Raw genomic sequence first — 17,828 nt, forward strand, 5'->3', positions numbered from 1 at the left:
GCAAATCGGGTGAACCATCCTTCCGACTATCAGAGATGCCATGCAATACTGCAAAGAAAATCCTTATCAGCACATCTGTACCATAAAGACCTGCCCTTATCAGGAGGGCTGAACACTCAAGTACAACCATGCCACTGGAGATCCGGTCTTTTATGAAGATCGGATCGAAATCTCTGTGTGGAGAGTGTGGATCTTCACAACAGCAAATTTCAATGGCATAAATGATGGATATACCGGTTAACTGCCCGGAAACCGGGTAACCATCAGCTTCAAGGAACAATCATCGAGATAGTGCTCTGAAAGATACACCCGGCAAATTATGCCTGAAGCAGTGAAAATGAGGTAAATATCTTTCACTGATCAGCGCATTCCCACTTCAGGAAAATGTAATCTCAACCTTGTATATCTTTTTTACTTAGTTGCAATAACCAAGCCCACTCCTTGATCAGAATCGGAGGGCTCATCTGATGAGGCATCGATCTCTGGTACGTGCAATACAATATACGATCACCAATACGAATCTCTGCCAGTGGTGAGGCCTATCGCAGATAAACCTGCCAGCCCGGGATTACCTGTTCTGATCCTTGGAAAAAAAACACCAACGAAAAAACCGGATCAGGCAAAAGATGATCAGGAGAGGTAGGTGGTGCAGGTAAAGAGCCTTGAACAAGTAAATGATTACTTTCAGAGCAGCGATGCTGCCGGTTTAATAATCACCAGAGACAGGTTGGATATCACACACGATGATATTTCAAGTCTCTTACACATCCTTGGACCATCACGATTCCTGCTCTTCTGGCCATCAGATGAAATAATGGACAGGTTCATCGGGGCTGTGCTGACATCCGGTGAAAACGCGGATACAAAAAGTTACCACAATGAAGAGCTTCGGGCTAGGATTTCCACACTTGAGACCAGGAATGTTTCTCTTGAGGCCACAGTCCGGACTCTTCTTGCAGCATTGAGCCAATACGATCCATGGCCTGAAGTGTATGCAGGTGATGAAAAGGCCTGGGATCTTATCATGCAGAATGTTCCCGTCGCTGACCAGGACCAGGGAGAGTTTGACCAATCATACGATGAAAACTCCGGAGAAGAGGAGGAGTTTGAAGAGGGGTGATGATCGCTATGGGACTCCTTGAGGAAGTGTTATCCTGCTACGTGGGAAACAACCAGATCAGGTGTAGAACCGGATAGGAGAGAGAATGTTAGAGAGATGGAGACTGTCCCAGCAGATATCACTCATTATCTTCTGCATCGTAGTACTCATCGTTACAGGAATTATTCTGATCAATTATTTCATAACGGCAGGGGCTGTCCAGGATAATTCTCTAAGACTCAGAGATCACTCTGAACAGATGATCAACACCTCGTTTCGCATCATCAATGCCGGGCTTGAGAACTATGATAACTCGTTTAATGGCAAGATGGAGAACGGGTTCTCACTGGCGATGGAGAAGTACAATAAAACAGGTGGAGATCTCTCTCAAATAGACCTGCAGGATCTCAACCAGCAACTTGGGATGGAGATCTCCATCATCAACCATTCTGCTGTTGTTGTACAAAGCTCAAAACCTCTTAATCAGACGCTAGATTTTAATATTGTTTCTCCTGACTTTGTAGAATTTTTAAATAGGATCGGAAATACGAGCAGAATGTACCCGGGTAGGATTGTACCTGACTACTATACCGGGAACCTGACAAAGTATGCGTACATGCCAACGCCTGATCACAAGTATGTCATGGAACTTGCATACAGTAAGCCAGAGTTCGGACAGCAGGGGTTGCGTCTCGATTATCGCAGGGTTATGAATCAGATCAAAGAGATCAATCCTGATATCGATCATGCCCGGCTGTTTAGAAAAAATTTCAGGCTTGTTGGTGATCCAAGTTATAACGCAACAGACGAGGAACGTTCAATCATCAGTAGTATTTTCGCTGATCGTCAAAGTCGAGAGTTTGAATTTCCCGAGAATAAGTCGGTCGTAAAATACCTCCTTATTGATATGCGTAACGGATTCTATGGCGCTGATATGAGTCTTGTTGCAGAGATCACGTATCAGAACAATCGTCTTGAGGACAAATTAAACCGCATACTCGTAAATCATCTCATTCTTGCTCTGATAATCATCATATGTGGTATGCTGCTTTCTGTGCAGCTCTCACGAAGGATAACACGACCGATTGAAGATCTCGTCGAAGACGTCGACAAAGTGGCATGTGGAAACCTCGATCACACCATCAGAACCGGTGCCAGTATCGAGCTTCGCAGTCTTCAGGAGAGCACGATAAGACTTGTTTCAAGTATTAGAACACTGGTATATGATCTCAAACAAGAAAAAGAGAAACTTCTCCATAGTGAAGAGCGATATCGCAAAGTGGTAGAGACACAAGCAGAGCTCATATGCAGGTTCAAACCTGACGGGAGTCACCTGTTTGTGAGCGATGCATACGCACGATTTTTTGGAAAGAGCATCGATGAAATGCTTAGTTCACGATTTACCCCAGAGATGACACAAAAAGAGAGGCAGATTATGGCTACTCACCTCTCATTGTTAAATAGGGAAACTCCATCAGCAACAATAGAACAGCAAGTACTCTGCCATGATGGAACCATCAGGTGGGTCCAGTGGAACGATACTGCGATTTTTGGGGAAGATGGGACAGTGTTTGAATACCAGTCAGTAGGCAGGGATATCACCAACCTGAAACTGCTTGAAGAAAACCTTCGTGCATCAGATCTCCTCTACCGGTCAACAATTAACGCGATGGTTGATGGGGTTCACGTGATTGACCGGTCATATACCATACTTCTGATAAATAATGCATTCCATGTCTGGATAGATCTTCCAACTGCTGAATCACTTATCAATCAGAACCTCTTTGATGTTTTTCCGTTTCTGGATGAAAAGATCAAGGCAGAATATATTGAGGTTTTTGAAACCGGAAGGACGTTGATCTCCGAAGATATTCTGAATCAGGGAAACGTGATAATCCATGCGGAAACTCGCAAGATTCCAATCTGGCTTGATGGAAGGGTTGAGAAGATTGTCACCATTATCAGGGATACCACAGACAAACATCGGGCAGAGATTGCACAACAGAATATGAATCAGATGCTTGAGCATGAAGTCAGGATCAGAACTCAGGAACTTGAGACGATCATACATGAACTCGACTCATTCACATACACAATCTCCCATGACCTTAGAGCTCCTCTCAGAGCCATCGACGGGTTTGCCCACATTTTAACCCTGAAAACAGATCCTGATAAGCAATCAGATACCGCTCATTATCTTGGCAAAATTCACGAAAATATCAGGTTCATGGACCTGTTGATCGATGACCTCCTCACCTTTTCTCAAATGTCACGGCGGCAGATCGAACTGACCAGCGTTAACATGCAGGTTATTGCAGAGGAAGTCTCAAGCGAACTCATGAGTTCTTACTCCCTCGTCAGGTTTGAGGTAACAATCGATGAACTCCCACCGGCTCACGGTGATCTCCTCATGCTCAGACAGGTACTCATGAGGCTTCTGTCTAATGCGATGAAGTTTTCACAAAAACAGCACAAGCCAAAAATAAGGGTCGGATACACGATCTCAAGTGGTGTTTCCGAGTACTTTGTTCAGGATAATGGGATAGGTTTTGATATGCAATATGCAAATAAGATATTTGACGTGTTCCTGAGGCTGCATCCTGCAGGGGAGTACGAAGGAACTGGCGTTGGACTTGCAATAGTAAAAAGGGTAATAATCAGGCATGGCGGGCACATCAGAGTCATATCAGAAGAAGGATTTGGAACAACCTTCTTTTTCACGGTAGGAACAGTACATGGCACGAAGTGACGCAGGACTGGAATTAATCCTCATTGAGGATAGCCCCAATGACGCAGAACTCTTCCTCAATGTCGTTGAATGGATCGATATGGGGGATCAGGTGCGTGTTTTTCCTGACGGAAGGGAAGCACTCGAATATCTTTTAGGTACTGGAAAATATGAGGGACAGGCTCAGGAATATCCTGTCGTAATATTCCTTGATTTAAAAATGCCACTCATAGACGGGATAGAGGTACTTAAAGCGCTCAAGGAAAATCCGCGCAGTGTGACCCACCCGGTAGTTGTCTTCACATCATCAAACCAGGACATCGATGTTGTGAAGAGTTACCAGCTCGGGGCTAACAGTTATGTTGTAAAGCCTGTCCAGTTCGAGAAGTATGCTGAGACAATTCGTGAACTTATCAATTACTGGCGAAACATGAACCGGCCAATGGTCCATACCGGAAACTGAACCCGCAGTATCTTCTTTATAACACCACCGGGAGTCAATCATCCAGATCGCTATCTGATTTTCACTACAGTCCGCCGTACCGCCTTCCCATTTTCAGGAAATATGACTGATGCTCCTCTTCTGCCTGCCAGAATGTTTCTGCAGGAACAACTTCTGTAACAACTGGTGAGCTGAATAATCCGGACTGATTGATCTCGCTTATCATTCTGGTTGCACAGTCTCTCTCCTCCTCTGATCCATAGAATATCACAGACCGGTACTGGGTTCCCTCGTCAGGACCCTGCCGATTCACCTGTGTCGGATCGTGGAGATGAAAAAAGATCTCAAGCAACTGCCGGTAAGAAACCTTCTCTGGATCATACTCAATCTGTACAGCTTCAGCATGCCCGGTTTTGTCAGTACAGACATCACGGTAGGTTGGGTTTGACATCGTTCCTCCAGTGTAGCCCACCCGGGTAGCAAGGACGCCAGGTATCTGCTGGAATGCTGCCTGAACACCCCAGAAACATCCAGCTGCAACGGTAGCAATAGCCATGCGGGTAGGTTTGATGCACGGGTTTATCAGGGTGTTACATGCTCACCAGGTAAACCTATTTACACCAGAAGAAACCTGATTGCATCATGCGATTATGGATACCAGTTACTATCTGTATCATTCTCACACTATTCTCTCCGGTACTGGGTGACATCAAAACTGTCCCTCCTGGCGGGACTGTTTTCATCGGTGAAGAAAACCTTGATATTAGTGGATCAGGAGTCAGTTCAGGAAGTCATATCGCCTGGTGGGCTCCGGGGACCTCACTTGATGAGACTCCGTCAGATACGGTCACGGTCTCAAACCCTGCCAGGTTCTCAGCACTTGGTGCAACGTTTTCAGGAAAAGAAGGAATCTGGTACACACTCACAACAAAGACACCAGTGATGAAGATCAAGCAACCGAAACTGAAAGTGAAAATAAGGGATACGACCTCTGACTTTGACGCCACAGGCAAATGGCTGCCCCGGGGCCATCTGGCATCATTTCAGATCGAGAGCAACCTGTACGAAATCAGGTCGCGGGGCGGTATTTCCGGAGCCCCGGTGGATATCATCATTACAACTCCCACCAGGAGCGAATATTCAACTGTTTCAGGCCCCTCAGGTTCATTCAGTCTCAAAGGAATTCCGGTCAGTTCATCACTGTACGACACAGGGCCGGTCTGGAACACAGGCGGGACAGATTCCGGTACTTATACAATCCAGGCTAAATGCACAGCAAATGAACTTGATTCAAATAGTGCTGACCCGGGAACAGGGGTATCAGAACCTATCACGGTGCTGATACAGGACATAAACCCGCTGTCAAATTCAGGCAGACAAGTGGAGATAGAGACTGGTTCTAACTCTACAGGCGCCGGAGAGAAAATAACCCGGGCACCAACGATCAAGCCAACTCCCTTACAGACGATGACCACAGGAGCAGCAGCTCCACTGCCCCAAAGCAGCATGGCCTCACCATCACCTTCAGGGACTTCTCGAGCCACAACACAGCAGACAGAGGTTCCGGTTCCAGCCGCTTCCCTTCAACCGGCCGCAACCCAGTCACCGCTTTCAGCATCTGCCACAATACAGGTATCTCAGGCACCAACAGATACTCCAGCATCGGCTTCACCGGTTCCTACCCAGACAAAATCTACACCTCTCTCTGCACCGGGTGCAATCATTGCAATCTTCGCCTCCATGGCAGCACTCTGCCTAGCCCCAAAGAGATATTAAGAGATAGAAAACATGTGATCAGAAATCAGGAACCTCAATCTTTTTTTGGATTCAGATAGAGTATATCACATGAATCTTGGGGCAACACTCATCAAATCGCGGCGAAGTGTCCGCAGTTTCACAGATGCACCGGTTGATGATGAGATCGTCCACGAAGCCCTCGAATGTGCCCGGCTGGCACCGACGGCGATGAACTTACAGCCCTGGCTCTTTGGAGCTGTCAAGGATAAGACCCTGCTCAAACAAATCGCTGATCTGACAGATCATGGACGGTTTATTGAGACCGCAGCAGTCTGTTTCGCAATATTTGGAGAGAAGGACGCCAAGTATTACCTAGAGGATGGCTGCGCTGCAACAGAAAACTTAATAATCTGTCTACAGGGGTATGGTCTGGGAACCTGCTGGGTTGCCGGAGACAAGAAAGAGTACGGAGAGCCAGTCAGAAAACTTCTGAACGTCCCAGATAAGTATACCCTGGTCTCCCTGATCGCTGGCGGATTCCCCAAAGAGATCACGATGCCAAAGAAGAAACATCTTGATGAAGTCTCTTTCATGGATACCTGGAAAGAAGAAGAAGCGTAACCGTTGAGCAAAATTATATTTTTTTGGGCTTTCTAAAAATCAGATGCCCTGGAAAAGTTTTACCACATCGCTGTAATCAATTCTTCCGTTTCCGGAAATATCAAACGCTGTTACCGGCTCATTAGATTTAATCCAGTCCAGATACTGGAAATAGAGTGAAACATCAGCATAATCCCGGCGTCCATTCCCATTAATATCATCATACACCCCGTCGCCATTGAGATCCTTTGGTTTATTTGACTGGCCGGGAAGGGCAGATACAGAGCTTCCTGACAGGGCTGAAAGGGTTTTTCCTGCATCAATCCGCCCACCAGTCGCGGTCTTTCCTGACCAGGCAGAGATCGTATCAACATTACTCATGATCAGTGACTTCAATTCAGCAGGGGTGAGGCCAGGTTTGTTCGAAAGCAGCAAAGCTGCAAGACCTGCAACATGAGGCGTTGCCATTGATGTACCTTTCATGCTCATGTACTGGGAGCCGAGCGAGGTCGGATACAGGGAAAGGATACCGTCGCCTGGTGCTGCAACATCAACCGACACAGGTCCGTAATTTGAGTAGGACGGAACACCATCCTTGGCATTGCTGGCCGCCACTGAGATGACCTGTGCTTCTGTAAAACAGGACGGATACTGAGGTATGATATCGGTGTTGACACCAGAGTTGCCTGCTGCACATGCAAACAGTGTGTTTGTCGCAGATATTGCATCCTCAAGAGCCTGACTCTTTGCGGTTCCACCCCAGGAGCAGCTGATCACATTTGCTCCCATCTTCCTTGCGTACGCAATCGCATTCAGCGATGCCGCAACATCGCCGCTTCCGTCTGCACGCAGGAACTTAAGTGGCATGATCTTCACTTTCTGGTTAACTCCGCTGATACCAATCCCGTTATTTCCTACAGCACCGATGACTCCGGCACAGTGGGTTCCATGACCGTTGTCATCCATCGGATCGTTGTCGTTGTTGATGAAGTCCCATCCATGAACATCATCAATATACCCGTTCCCATCGTCATCTATGCCATTCCCTGCTATCTCTCCCGGATTGGTCCAGATATTGGCAGCAAGATCAGGGTGGGTGTAGTCAACCCCGGTATCAATGACTGCAACCACGATAGAATCTGAACCTGTACTCACAGACCAGGCAGAGAGCGCTCCTATGTCTGCTCCTGATGTTCCACTCGTCTGACCAGTATTGGAGAGGGCCCACTGCTCAGAAAAACGGGGATCATTAGGAGCACCAGTTACTGATTCAGCGCCGAAAGATTCGGCAGTTGTTTTATTAGGGAGTTCAGGTTCTGAGGGCAGGGAGAGTTGGATGACATAGTTCGGCTCTGCATATGCCACATATGATGACTTGTTCAGCTCTTCAATGGCTTTCTCAACCGAGATTGATGTATCAACATCGATCATCTGCATCCCTTTCAGGCCTTCGGCAGAGAAGTCATCAGAAACCCCGGCGCCCAGGCTTGCCAGTTTGGCAGACGGGACACTCATGGCAGAAACGCTATCAGTATTTTTATACTTGATAATAATCTCGCCCGGCACATAGGGTGCATCGGTCAGATTGGTTGTTGAATTTGATGTCGCATTTACAGAATTGCTTATAGAACTGTTCGTGCCGTCTGCCCCAGAATGGGCTACAACGGCGGATATTAAGAGAAGAAAAACAAAGAGCGAACTCCAGAGCTCTCGCTGACTGATCATATGATATCCCCGCCCACCAGTGTCTGTATTAAGGAAGACCTGCTGTAGTAGGATATTGGAATGGCAGTGACATAAAGACCTGCGGTATTTTTTGAACTACCACCATTGCAGGGAACGGGATTATCCACTCAGTGAAAGGAATGATTATCCTTCAGTCAGGCAGATCTGTACCTCATGAATCCACCCATCCTGCAGGTTGCACTTGACCTGGTCGAGACGGATCGGGCACTCCGGATTGCAGAGGCTGCTGTTGCCGGAGGTGCCGACTGGCTGGAAGCAGGAACCCCCCTTATCAAGAGTGAGGGGATGGCAGCGGTCACAGCCCTTGCAAAAGCGTTTCCCGGAAAAACAATAGTTGCGGATATGAAGACAGCAGATACCGGGGCCATTGAGGTGGAGATGGCTGCAAAGGCAGGAGCCTCTGTTGTCTGTGTGCTTGGCTCAGCAGATGACGGAGTAATCGCAGAATCAGTTCGTGCAGGTGCCAAATACGGGGTGAAGATCATGACTGATCTTCTGAACGTTTCAGATCCACAAGCACGTGCAAGGGAGCTTGAGACACTCGGTGTGGACATCATCGCGGTTCATACCGGTATCGACCAGCAGATGACCGGTAAAAACCCCCTGGATGTTCTCACTCAGATAATTGGAACGGTTTCAGTTCAGATTGCAATTGCAGGGGGAATCGATTCTGCCATTGCCAGTGAGGCTGTTCGAATCGGTGCAGACATCGTTATTGTCGGGGGCTGGATCGTCCGGGCGTCTGATGTCACCGGCTCTGCCAGAGAGATCCGGAGTTCTCTGGATAACCCAGGGCAAGGTGGCTGGCAGCCTCCTGATCAGGAGAGCGAGATTCGCAAAATATTCAGCATGGTTTCTGCACCTCATGTAACCGATGCGATGCACCGGAAAGGTGCCATGCACGGGCTCTTTCCACTCTGTCCAGGGACAAAGGCAACCGGCCGGGCAGTGACTGTGCAGACCATCGGCGGGGACTGGGCAAAACCGGTTGAGGCGATAAATACAGCAAGGGACGGTGATTTCCTTGTTATCAGCAACGATGAGGTGACGAGTGTTGCTCCATGGGGAGAACTCGCAACCCTTTCAGCAAAGAACCGTGGTGTCACCGGTGTTGTCATCGATGGTGCGGTCAGGGATGTAGATGATATCAGGAAGATGAACTTCCCACTCTGGGCAAAGGCAACAGTGCCAAACGCGGGTGAGCCGAAAGGATTCGGGGAGATCAATGCTGAGATCAGGTGTGCAGGCCAGACAGTCAGGCCTGGTGACTGGATCGTTGCTGACGAGAGCGGGGTTGTCGTGGTTCCAAAAGAGCGGGCATACGAGGTAGCCAGAAGATCTCTAGAGGTAAAAAAGACTGAAGACCGCATCAGGGCAGAGATTCGCGATGGCAGTACCCTTGCTGTGGTCATGAACCTGCTCAGGTGGGAAAAGCAGTAACATTTCCATCTGTTTATCAGGTTATCTGACGACTACTGAGAAAGACATCCATAATATCTCTCACAGGACTCATATCTCACCATTTTCCATCATGATGATCAATACTATTCCTGCCTGGCTGAAGACTGTCCTTAAAATTACAATCGGCATCATCATCATCGGATGGCTGCTCTTCAGGTTCAACCCAAAAGATATCATAGACGCTCTGGCAGGAGTTCAGATCTCCCTGCTCATTGTCGCTGTTCTGGTCTATGCCATCACTCTGCTTCTGCTCTCCCTCAGGTGGAGATTTATTCTCAGGCAGATGAGTTATCATGTTCCTGTCCTTGTTACATACCAGGGGTTTGTTGCCGGAATCCTGATGTCTGATATGACCCCTGCCCGGGTCGGGGAGATCTCAAGACCCCTTACGATCCGTGATCGGGTACCAACTCATGCAGGGCTCGGGTCTGTTTTTCTTGACAGGTATTGTGACTTTGTTGCTATCTTCATCCTCGGGTGCGGTGGACTTCTTCTCCTCTCAGCTGCTCACTCTCCCGGCCTTCTTTTGATGGTAACCGCGTTCCTCTCTATTCCTATCATTCTTCTTACTGCATTCTGGGTGAAGAGGTCAGCCGTGCTGAACCTGGTGCATATCTTCAGAATGCCCCGGCTCTCCTCGTTTGCCACTGATCTTGGTGAAGCCATGGATGCACTCTCTCATCCGGCATTGACCATGGGGTCATCTATTCTCTTCACACTCTTTATCTGGACTCTTCAAAGTCTGCGTCTTGTGCTCATTGCTCTGGCAGCAGGGTTTGTCATCCCAATTCAGGAGTTAATCTTCATACAACCATTGATAAGTGCCCTCGCACTGATTCCTTTCTCAATATCTGGACTTGGTTTTGTTGAAGGAGGGTATGTAGCAGTATTTGCACAGTATGGCGTACCAGCAGCAGCCGGGCTTGCTATCGCTCTTCTTGACAGGGTCCTTACAGTCGGGTTTCACCTGGTAGTCGGTTTCAGGTACGCTCTAAGGACCGTGGGGAAATAAAAGCCAGAGTTTTTACAAAGAAGAACTGATCACTATGCATGGATGAGGATCGCCGGCTTCGGTACCAGGATAAAGTATTCTGGATCCATGGACGTGCAGACCTCATAGACACCTGGTTGAATGAGTCCAGTAATGACAAAAGCAGCACTGACACAAAGACGGTGCTGGCATTGACAAGATATCTCTCTTCTCAGCTGAACAGAAACAACTACTTCGTGAGATGAACGGCCTTCGAAACCGAATTATTCACCGATACAACGGAACTGATGAAGTCCTTGCACTGGCAGGAATCGAGAAGTCACTTCCTGATATTCGCTTGCTTATACTGGTGATCGAGGAATGGATCCGCAAAGTTTGAAAGTAGAGATACTGCATGAACTTGCAATTCTGCCGGTGAAACTTCCCGGAGTGTTCCTTTATGGTTCGCAGGCAGAAGGAGTGGCAGACGAGAGAAGTGATACTGATCTCTGCCTTGTTGCGGGAACTGATCTGGATCCGGTCTGGCTCCAAAAACAGGCATGGCGTCACATCAGGGCGGACAGATATGATATCAGGATATTTGAACTGCTTCCGCTCTTCATGCAGATAAGAATTCTCTCAAAAGGAATTCTGATTACATCCCCGGACCCGTATGCTCTCATTGAGTACCTGTATCCCTGGTGGAAGAGATGGGATGATCAACGGTGGTACCAGACACCGATGCCGGGAGCACCATGAGACAGGGATTCCGGGATATTGCCCCTTACTTCAGAGGATTTTTGGTAAAATCCCGTTCAAGCATCGCATAATGGGTGTGATCCATTCCGAGACTGAGGTATGTCTGCTGTGCTGTGAAGTTCTGCTTCTCCACATACAGCCTGATGCCTGCTACCAGATCATCTGATGACGCCCGCTCCAGAATCTGATTATAAAGGGCTGAAAAAATCCCGTTCCTCCTGAACTCAGGGAGAACATATACAGACTGAATCCACCAGAAGTCGCCACATCGCCAGTCACTCCACTCATAGGTAACCATGCACTGCCCTGCGGCAGTTCCGGATGACTCTGCAATCAGGTAAAAGCCCTTATCAGGCCGGGAAAGAAAAATGGAAACTCCTTTTTCGACAGTTTCTGGATGAAGAAGCTTTTTTTCAGTCTCCATCGCCATAAGCTGATTATACCGGGCAATGATAGCAACATCGTCAGGTGTTGCTTCCCGGATTGTGATGTCCATATCTCCTCATAGATTAGAGGCACACAAAGAAAAGGGAGACCCAGGAGAGACGATCCTTTACGATCGAGGCTGCTGATCACCAGGAGCTGTAAAGTGCCAGGTCCCGGATTCGCCGATATCTTTCTTCCAGATGGGGACATAAACTTTGATCTCCTCAAGAATCCATGAGCAGCCGGCAAACGCCTCCTGGCGGTGGCCCGCACCACAGACAATTGCAACGATCGTCTCTGTAAGTGCAAGTCTGCCACTCCTGTGGATGATCTCTACCGATTTCAGAGAAAAACGCTCTGTGGCTTCAGCAGCGATCCGGTTCAGATCCCTGACTGCTATCTCTTCACAGACCTCAAGTTCAAGGGCTTCAAACCCATCATCGCGGACTGTTCCGATAAACGTCACAATCCCACCGGTTTCTGGTTTTCTTGCCCTCTCAATCAAAGCAGAGATATCAATGTCATCGCGTGTTATCCCGATCATTTATCCACCAGATACCGGAGGAAACAGAGTTATTGTCTCGCCACCGGTGAGCGTGATGCTTTCTGCCTCTGCTGGGAGAATCCGTGCTTCCTGATGCACAATCATCACGTACTCCTGGATCAATCCTTCAGAAGTGAGCAGCAGCTCTGCATCAGATCCTGCTGTACTGGCAAGATGTCTGACAGCATCCAGAATTGATGCAGACTCAGGAAGATCAACTTGAGTTTCTTCTCCAAATATATCCCTGAACCGGGCATAGCAGATTATCGTAATCTTCATGGGCAATCCTCCTCATGATCTGTCTGGCAGACAGGGCAGTCTGGTCGGGTTGATAAAGTAAGATAGTCGGATCTTCCGCTCAGACCATCCCAGATCAAAAGTCTGCCTGCAATAAGACGACCAGATCCGGTTATGTACTTGATTACTTCCATGGCCTGTAGAGATCCAATCACACCAGCGGTCGCACCGATCACCGGAGTATCGCGTTCAGGAGGTGCCTTGTGAAAAAGGCAGGATAAACAGGGGGTCTCGCCTGGAAGAATCGTGGTCAGTTGACCTGAAAAACCTTCAACAGCCCCATGTACCAGGGGTATTCCTGATTGAAAAGCTGTTTTATTCAGCAGGTACCGGGTTTCAAAATTATCTGTTGCATCAACCAGGATGTCTGCATCACCGGTCTGGTTTTCAACTGTCAGTTCTGTGATACGTTCAGGAATGGCTGTTATCGTAAGGTCAGGATTAAGGGCTGCAAGGGTCTCTGCTGCAGAGTAAACCTTTCTCATACCGATGTTCCGGTTGGTATGAAGAAACTGGCGGTTCAGGTTCGATTCCTGCACCAGATCATCATCAACAATAATCAGTTCGCCAATCCCAGCCATGGCAAGATAGGTGGCAACCGGGGAACCTAGTCCTCCGGCCCCTGCAATGAAAATTGTTGCATCTGCAAGTTTTTCCTGACCCTCTCTTCCAAAGAGTGGGAGCTGCCTTGAGTAGCGGTTACCAGTCGTGTTCATAAAATCTCATCCTGGTTTTTGGAAAGAGGTATCAATGTGGCAATATATTTGAGAGCGGCTCTCGCATCATCCTGCTTCTGCTCCACCCGGGAAGTTTTGACCCAGGTGAGAATTTCTTCTGTCCGGTCAGAAGGGAGACCAGCCCCCCTGATCACCTGGGTCCAGGTCCTATCAGGATAATACCGTTTTTGCGCCTCTGAAAACAAAGCCATCCGTTCTTCCGGGTTTATAATACCAGATGATTCAGCTTTTTCCAGAGTGATTCTGATGTTGACAAGTGCCTCGGAGAGAGCGGTGTTTGAGACGGGATCGCAGATTAGGGCAACCTCATCATCAGACTCAATCTCACCTTCCTGATAACGACGATAGACCTCACCGACTCCTTCCATGCCGAATGATGAGAGTTCGGCTGCACGAAGGGCGCCCATGCTTGATGCCCCTATCACCCTGATCCCGGCTTTCATTGCTCCCAGGATCTCACGATGACCAACCGAGGCATTCTCAAAAAAAAGGCCATCGATGATCCCGATGATCTTCGGTTTTGCTGCAATGGCTCCGGCAAGATCGCCACGTTTTACCGGCGGACAGTATTGGACTGCTGATCCTGAAGGTAGGATCAATTCTGCCTCATGCAGAGGCAGGCTTGGACCCAGGTAAATAATTACGTCTGGCACTTCTGCACCTATTTCCAATACGTTCAGAATCCATTGCAAAATGTTCCAGCCCTGGAACGATAACCCTGACGACAGGAATTCCTATTTCAGGTCTCGTGAGATCAGTGACAAGGACATGGTTGATCCCTGCCTTGTTCAGCTCCCTGAGTGTGTATACAATATCATCAAGGAAATCTTCTGACCGAAAGGCGTACATCTCTGAAAAGTCGATAGTCTGACCGGTCTCAAACCATTTCTTGTTCAGACGCTTTGTCCGGTCATATCCGATCTGCCGTTTCATGTGGCTGTCCTGGGTATCTTCACGTGCCCCGTGAATCTGGGTTGCCCTGCTTTGTGCAGCCTCGGTAAGGGCACGGAGAATCGCAATTTCAGGGACAGCATGAGTTCCCATCCCGATACAGAGAAGAGTCGGATCTCTGAGTGTAACATCGTCGGCAACTGCGGCAATAGTAGGAAGGCCAATATCGCTTGAGATATCCCGAAGAATTATCTCAACTCCAGCTTCTTTGAATCGATTCAGAAGAGAAAGAATAGTCTGATTCTCAATTCCGGTGATAACAGGACCGCCCTTATTCACAGCCTCTGCAAGAGACCAGGCATCCCGTTCAATGATTTCACAAAGGCCATGAAACACCGCCTCTTCAAGGGTGTTGCCTGATGCAATCCCATTGGTGCTGGTCCTGAAGAGCTGGCCCATACTCCGCTTGATCGGATGAAAAATTGCATGAGCAGGTACAAGGACATCACTCTCCTGCATGATGTCACTTGCAGAAAACCAGGGAATCGGGAAGGTGAGATCAACGCCTTTAGGCAGGATAAGTTCGGTGGGATCAATCAGATCCTTTCTGCCTGCCATCTGATCGACTGTTCCCATCACCGGGACACGATCATGCATTTCAGCAGAGTACCGCTCAAACCCTTCCATGATGGCTGAGACCCGTGCAGCCATCTCGGTTGCCCCTTTCCCGTTATAGACAGATATTGATCCTTCGGCAGCATCCGGCCTGATACATGAAAAAACAGGGATTCCAAGTCGGTCAAGTCCGGTGATGTCAGCAACACGGGTAATTCCTGCTGGAGCAACAAGATTCTTTATAATCGCGTAGGTTTCTTCAGGGGATTTCGTCCGGTGAGTCTCCTGCTGGTACCGTTTCCTGCACGAAGCGAGTTTCATTGATTACTACGTGTTGGTTCTGAACCCTGAAAAGAGATCTGATCCTGACTGAAAACTGAAAATTCAAGAGAATTCAGCATAAAAATCACTATAGATCAAAAGATTCAGAAGCAACAGACAGATATATAACAATAAAAACGCAAGTTCTCAAGCGAGGGATCGTAATGGACAAATTTGTATCGCTGGTCAAGGAGATGAAAAGTCTCCCCCTGGCAGAGCAGGATAAACTGGTTGAGGAGAAGAAGAAGGTATGTATCTGCCCGACATGCCCAAGTTTCAACAAGTGTGCTATTGTTGAGCGGGAGAAACTCTTCTGTCTTCTTGGCAGAAGTTTTATGTGCATTTCATATGAAGAGGGGTGTAACTGTCCTACCTGCCCAATATCTAAAGAGGTCGGTCTCGAGTACAAATATTTCTGTACACGCGGAGACGAGAAAGGACAGCGATACGAACAGTCGGTCTGGGGATCCACCCTCTCCGAGTAATTTAATCTTTTTTCCGGAGACCTGATGTTTGACGTGGGTGGTGCCATGGTGAAGAAGTTTCTCTCTTCACCTGAAGGACAGCAGATGATCAAGGAGTATATTTCATCTCCTGAAGGAATGAAAACCATAAAAGAGTTTATGGGAAGTGCAGAAGGGAGAAAAATTGGTACTGATATCCTGCTCTCTATGCTTGACCAGTTCCAAATTCCTGATGAAGCAAAAGGGATGATTAAACAGGCATTAGAGGGTTTATAACCCGAATCTTTTGTTTACTAACCTTCAGTTGTTAATTCATCGGGGTCTCAAGTTGTGGGTACGCAGACTGCACCAGGAGATGCTCAAGATCAAATGGCATATCAATGCATGCACGCCGGGTAATGGTGAAAACCTCATTCCACATCTCCCGTGCCTCGTCGCCATGTACTGGTGAAAGCCCGTGAGCGAGGATGGATTCATTGCGTATTCTAAGGAAAGGCTCAAGGTGCAGATAATATTCTCCGGCACCCTGCATCCCGAGATCTTCAAGCAGCATAAATTTTGATCGCAGTCCAATACGAATCACTCCCTTCCTGTCTGCCCTGCGGGCATAGAGTGAGACATCCTTCTTACTCCGAAGAATCTTACGAAGATCGGTGAAATGGATCTTTCCTTCAATATCGTCAATGTTCCAGCTGAGCAGGAGGACCTGAGAGAGGAGTTCAACCACCCGGTAGAGTCGTGCAAACGCATCATCATATCGTTCACCCTCAATCCGTCGTTTAGCATTGTTGAGAAGATCCACAAGGACATAGAGATATTTTTCCTGTTTGTATCTGCACTGTTCCTTTTTTGAAAAACCATTCTCTCCTTTTGCCTCAAGTTCAAGGAGTTTTTGAAGAAATTCCCGGTTCCGGGCTACACCCTCGGTCAGGTCATCAGCGTGCTGCAGATACCTGAATGCTTCAGTATAGTTCAGTTTGTCCCAGGAGTAGTATCCATGAAAAAGAGCATAATAGAGATCACGTTCAGGAATAGTGGAGAGTCCGGATAGCAGTTCAAGTGAACTGCCAAAGTGATTGTTGTTGAACTGATCAACTGCCTGATGAAACCGGAGACGATCATAGGCAGCAAAAAGAGTCATCTCCTTCATCTTTTCAGTCCCGGGAATCACCAGACCTCCCTTTTTTTCACCGGTAACATGTGCCACCTGGCTCCGGGTCAGAAATGATACGATAGATGCTGCCATGGTCATCGATCGCGTTCCAGAACTTGCATCAATGACTATCTCAAACTCCTGGAAGAGAACACAGACACCATAGATCACCTCAAAACACTGGGAAAAATCATTTGGATCCCTGATTATGCATGCTTCAGACTCCGGGGGTTCCTGGCCCCACAGCCTTTTGCATCCCTCCTCGATATTGCTGACCAGTTCTTTGCTTTCAGGTGAGCAAAAATAGATAATATGCTCAGGCCTGTAGAAGTGGATTGCATAACTGCATGAGCGGACGAGTCGCTCAATAGCATCAACGGTATCAGAACCAATCCCGGTCCCAACCGTCATGAGGAGGTACATCGGAGAAGATAGATCAGGATGGATAATCTTCCTTCCGATACAATATAGTGATCCTGCACATTCAACAACGCTTCAGTTATCACATGCCCGGGTTTGCCAGAATCTCGTAAATTCCAATGAATAGGACAAAGAGAGTTGATGCCATTCCAAGGAAACTAATGATCTCCCAGAGCATGCCCTGGCTGTGTCCATCTCCGGTGAGGGTTAAGAGGAAACTGCAGAACCATAAAAGATAGCAGAGAAGTGATAGAAAAATTACACGAAGTCTTGGTATACCTGATCGAAAAAACTTGAAGGATATCTGAAGTAGAATAAAAAAACTGACAACCAGAAGCCCTCCCTGAACATCAGATCCAATATCCAGCATCTTGTCGTCTTCTCCTGGTATATGATACCCACTAAGGAAGATAAAAGT

At 47.8% G+C, this 17,828-nt stretch carries 22 protein-coding genes; 12 read left to right on the forward strand and 10 right to left on the reverse strand.

Features of this window, described 5'->3' with window-relative positions; genetic code table 11:
- The first annotated feature begins 643 nt into the window (after positions 1-643).
- The 3 genes from VN429_RS10170 to VN429_RS10180 all read left to right on the forward strand — a co-directional run bounded on the left by VN429_RS10170 (position 644) and on the right by VN429_RS10180 (position 4,290).
- A complete protein-coding gene (locus VN429_RS10170; RefSeq protein WP_325632904.1) occupies positions 644-1,120 on the forward strand; it encodes a hypothetical protein in 477 nt (158 codons plus the stop codon).
- An 85-nt stretch (positions 1,121-1,205) separates the two neighbouring features.
- Complete coding sequence (locus VN429_RS10175) at positions 1,206-3,848, forward strand: PAS domain S-box protein (RefSeq protein ID WP_325632906.1); 2,643 nt, start codon at positions 1,206-1,208, stop codon at positions 3,846-3,848.
- Positions 3,835-4,290, forward strand: coding sequence for a response regulator (locus VN429_RS10180; RefSeq protein ID WP_325632908.1), 456 nt, complete (start codon positions 3,835-3,837; stop codon positions 4,288-4,290). Before VN429_RS10175 ends, VN429_RS10180 begins: the two co-directional genes overlap by 14 nt.
- A 64-nt stretch (positions 4,291-4,354) precedes the next feature.
- Here VN429_RS10180 and msrA read toward each other — a convergent pair whose 3' ends face one another.
- The gene (gene msrA / locus VN429_RS10185) at positions 4,355-4,825 is read right to left on the reverse strand and encodes a peptide-methionine (S)-S-oxide reductase MsrA (protein WP_325632910.1); all 471 of its coding nucleotides are present in this window, start codon (positions 4,823-4,825) and stop codon (positions 4,355-4,357) included.
- Between the two features lie 86 nt (positions 4,826-4,911).
- On the opposite strand from msrA, the gene VN429_RS10190 reads away from it, so the two are divergent.
- Together VN429_RS10190 and VN429_RS10195 are read left to right on the forward strand one after the other, a co-directional pair.
- Entirely contained in the window at positions 4,912-6,045 is a 1,134-nt protein-coding gene (locus VN429_RS10190; RefSeq protein WP_325632913.1) for a DUF3821 domain-containing protein, read from the forward strand.
- A gap of 69 nt (positions 6,046-6,114) precedes the next feature.
- On the forward strand, positions 6,115-6,627 hold the full coding sequence (locus VN429_RS10195) for a nitroreductase family protein (RefSeq protein WP_325632915.1): 513 nt from the start codon (positions 6,115-6,117) through the stop codon (positions 6,625-6,627).
- 39 nt (positions 6,628-6,666) lie between these two features.
- Here the strand turns inward: VN429_RS10195 and VN429_RS10200 are convergent, their stop codons facing one another.
- The gene (locus VN429_RS10200; RefSeq protein ID WP_325632917.1) at positions 6,667-8,331 is read right to left on the reverse strand and encodes a S8 family serine peptidase; all 1,665 of its coding nucleotides are present in this window, start codon (positions 8,329-8,331) and stop codon (positions 6,667-6,669) included.
- Between the two features lie 174 nt (positions 8,332-8,505).
- On the opposite strand from VN429_RS10200, the gene hxlA reads away from it, so the two are divergent.
- From hxlA to VN429_RS10225, 5 genes are all read left to right on the forward strand, one after another.
- On the forward strand, positions 8,506-9,792 hold the full coding sequence (hxlA, locus tag VN429_RS10205) for a 3-hexulose-6-phosphate synthase (protein WP_325632919.1): 1,287 nt from the start codon (positions 8,506-8,508) through the stop codon (positions 9,790-9,792).
- Between the two features lie 91 nt (positions 9,793-9,883).
- On the forward strand, positions 9,884-10,825 hold the full coding sequence (locus tag VN429_RS10210; RefSeq protein ID WP_325632921.1) for a lysylphosphatidylglycerol synthase transmembrane domain-containing protein: 942 nt from the start codon (positions 9,884-9,886) through the stop codon (positions 10,823-10,825).
- Between the two features lie 38 nt (positions 10,826-10,863).
- The gene (locus VN429_RS10215) at positions 10,864-11,049 is read left to right on the forward strand and encodes a hypothetical protein (protein WP_325632923.1); all 186 of its coding nucleotides are present in this window, start codon (positions 10,864-10,866) and stop codon (positions 11,047-11,049) included.
- Positions 11,046-11,183, forward strand: coding sequence for a HepT-like ribonuclease domain-containing protein (locus VN429_RS10220; RefSeq protein ID WP_325632925.1), 138 nt, complete (start codon positions 11,046-11,048; stop codon positions 11,181-11,183). The genes VN429_RS10215 and VN429_RS10220 overlap by 4 nt, the downstream gene beginning before the upstream one ends.
- Positions 11,165-11,542, forward strand: coding sequence for a nucleotidyltransferase domain-containing protein (locus tag VN429_RS10225; RefSeq protein WP_325632927.1), 378 nt, complete (start codon positions 11,165-11,167; stop codon positions 11,540-11,542). Before VN429_RS10220 ends, VN429_RS10225 begins: the two co-directional genes overlap by 19 nt.
- 25 nt (positions 11,543-11,567) lie before the next feature.
- Here the strand turns inward: VN429_RS10225 and VN429_RS10230 are convergent, their stop codons facing one another.
- Genes VN429_RS10230 through VN429_RS10255 form a run of 6 tightly spaced genes read right to left on the reverse strand, consistent with a single transcriptional unit; the run spans position 11,568 to position 15,373 of the window.
- Positions 11,568-12,038, reverse strand: a complete 471-nt coding sequence (locus tag VN429_RS10230) for a GNAT family N-acetyltransferase (RefSeq protein ID WP_325632929.1) — start codon at positions 12,036-12,038, stop codon at positions 11,568-11,570.
- A gap of 57 nt (positions 12,039-12,095) precedes the next feature.
- Positions 12,096-12,512: a molybdenum cofactor biosynthesis protein MoaE gene (locus VN429_RS10235; RefSeq protein WP_325632930.1), complete on the reverse strand. Its 417-nt coding sequence runs from the start codon at positions 12,510-12,512 to the stop codon at positions 12,096-12,098.
- On the reverse strand, positions 12,513-12,791 hold the full coding sequence (locus VN429_RS10240) for a MoaD/ThiS family protein (protein WP_325632931.1): 279 nt from the start codon (positions 12,789-12,791) through the stop codon (positions 12,513-12,515).
- Entirely contained in the window at positions 12,788-13,525 is a 738-nt protein-coding gene (locus VN429_RS10245) for a HesA/MoeB/ThiF family protein (RefSeq protein WP_325632933.1), read from the reverse strand. Before VN429_RS10245 ends, VN429_RS10240 begins: the two co-directional genes overlap by 4 nt.
- On the reverse strand, positions 13,522-14,199 hold the full coding sequence (locus tag VN429_RS10250; RefSeq protein WP_325632935.1) for a TfuA-related McrA-glycine thioamidation protein: 678 nt from the start codon (positions 14,197-14,199) through the stop codon (positions 13,522-13,524). The genes VN429_RS10245 and VN429_RS10250 overlap by 4 nt, the downstream gene beginning before the upstream one ends.
- Positions 14,153-15,373 (reverse strand): YcaO-related McrA-glycine thioamidation protein, encoded by a 1,221-nt coding sequence (locus VN429_RS10255; RefSeq protein ID WP_325632937.1) that lies wholly within the window; start codon positions 15,371-15,373, stop codon positions 14,153-14,155. The genes VN429_RS10250 and VN429_RS10255 overlap by 47 nt, the downstream gene beginning before the upstream one ends.
- A 164-nt stretch (positions 15,374-15,537) precedes the next feature.
- Between VN429_RS10255 and VN429_RS10260 the strand changes: the two genes are divergently transcribed.
- Together VN429_RS10260 and VN429_RS10265 are read left to right on the forward strand one after the other, a co-directional pair.
- Positions 15,538-15,858: a DUF2769 domain-containing protein gene (locus VN429_RS10260; protein ID WP_325632939.1), complete on the forward strand. Its 321-nt coding sequence runs from the start codon at positions 15,538-15,540 to the stop codon at positions 15,856-15,858.
- 24 nt (positions 15,859-15,882) lie between these two features.
- Positions 15,883-16,113 (forward strand): hypothetical protein, encoded by a 231-nt coding sequence (locus VN429_RS10265; RefSeq protein ID WP_325632941.1) that lies wholly within the window; start codon positions 15,883-15,885, stop codon positions 16,111-16,113.
- A gap of 31 nt (positions 16,114-16,144) precedes the next feature.
- On the opposite strand, the gene VN429_RS10270 is transcribed toward VN429_RS10265, so the two are convergent.
- Complete coding sequence (locus VN429_RS10270) at positions 16,145-17,401, reverse strand: TIGR02710 family CRISPR-associated CARF protein (RefSeq protein ID WP_325632943.1); 1,257 nt, start codon at positions 17,399-17,401, stop codon at positions 16,145-16,147.
- Positions 17,402-17,492: 91 nt separating this feature from the next.
- The coding region (locus VN429_RS10275; RefSeq protein ID WP_325632945.1) for a hypothetical protein at positions 17,493-17,828 on the reverse strand (336 nt) is incomplete at its 5' end.

It is taken from the genome of Methanospirillum sp., assembly GCF_035560735.1.
GTDB lineage: Archaea > Halobacteriota > Methanomicrobia > Methanomicrobiales > Methanospirillaceae > Methanospirillum.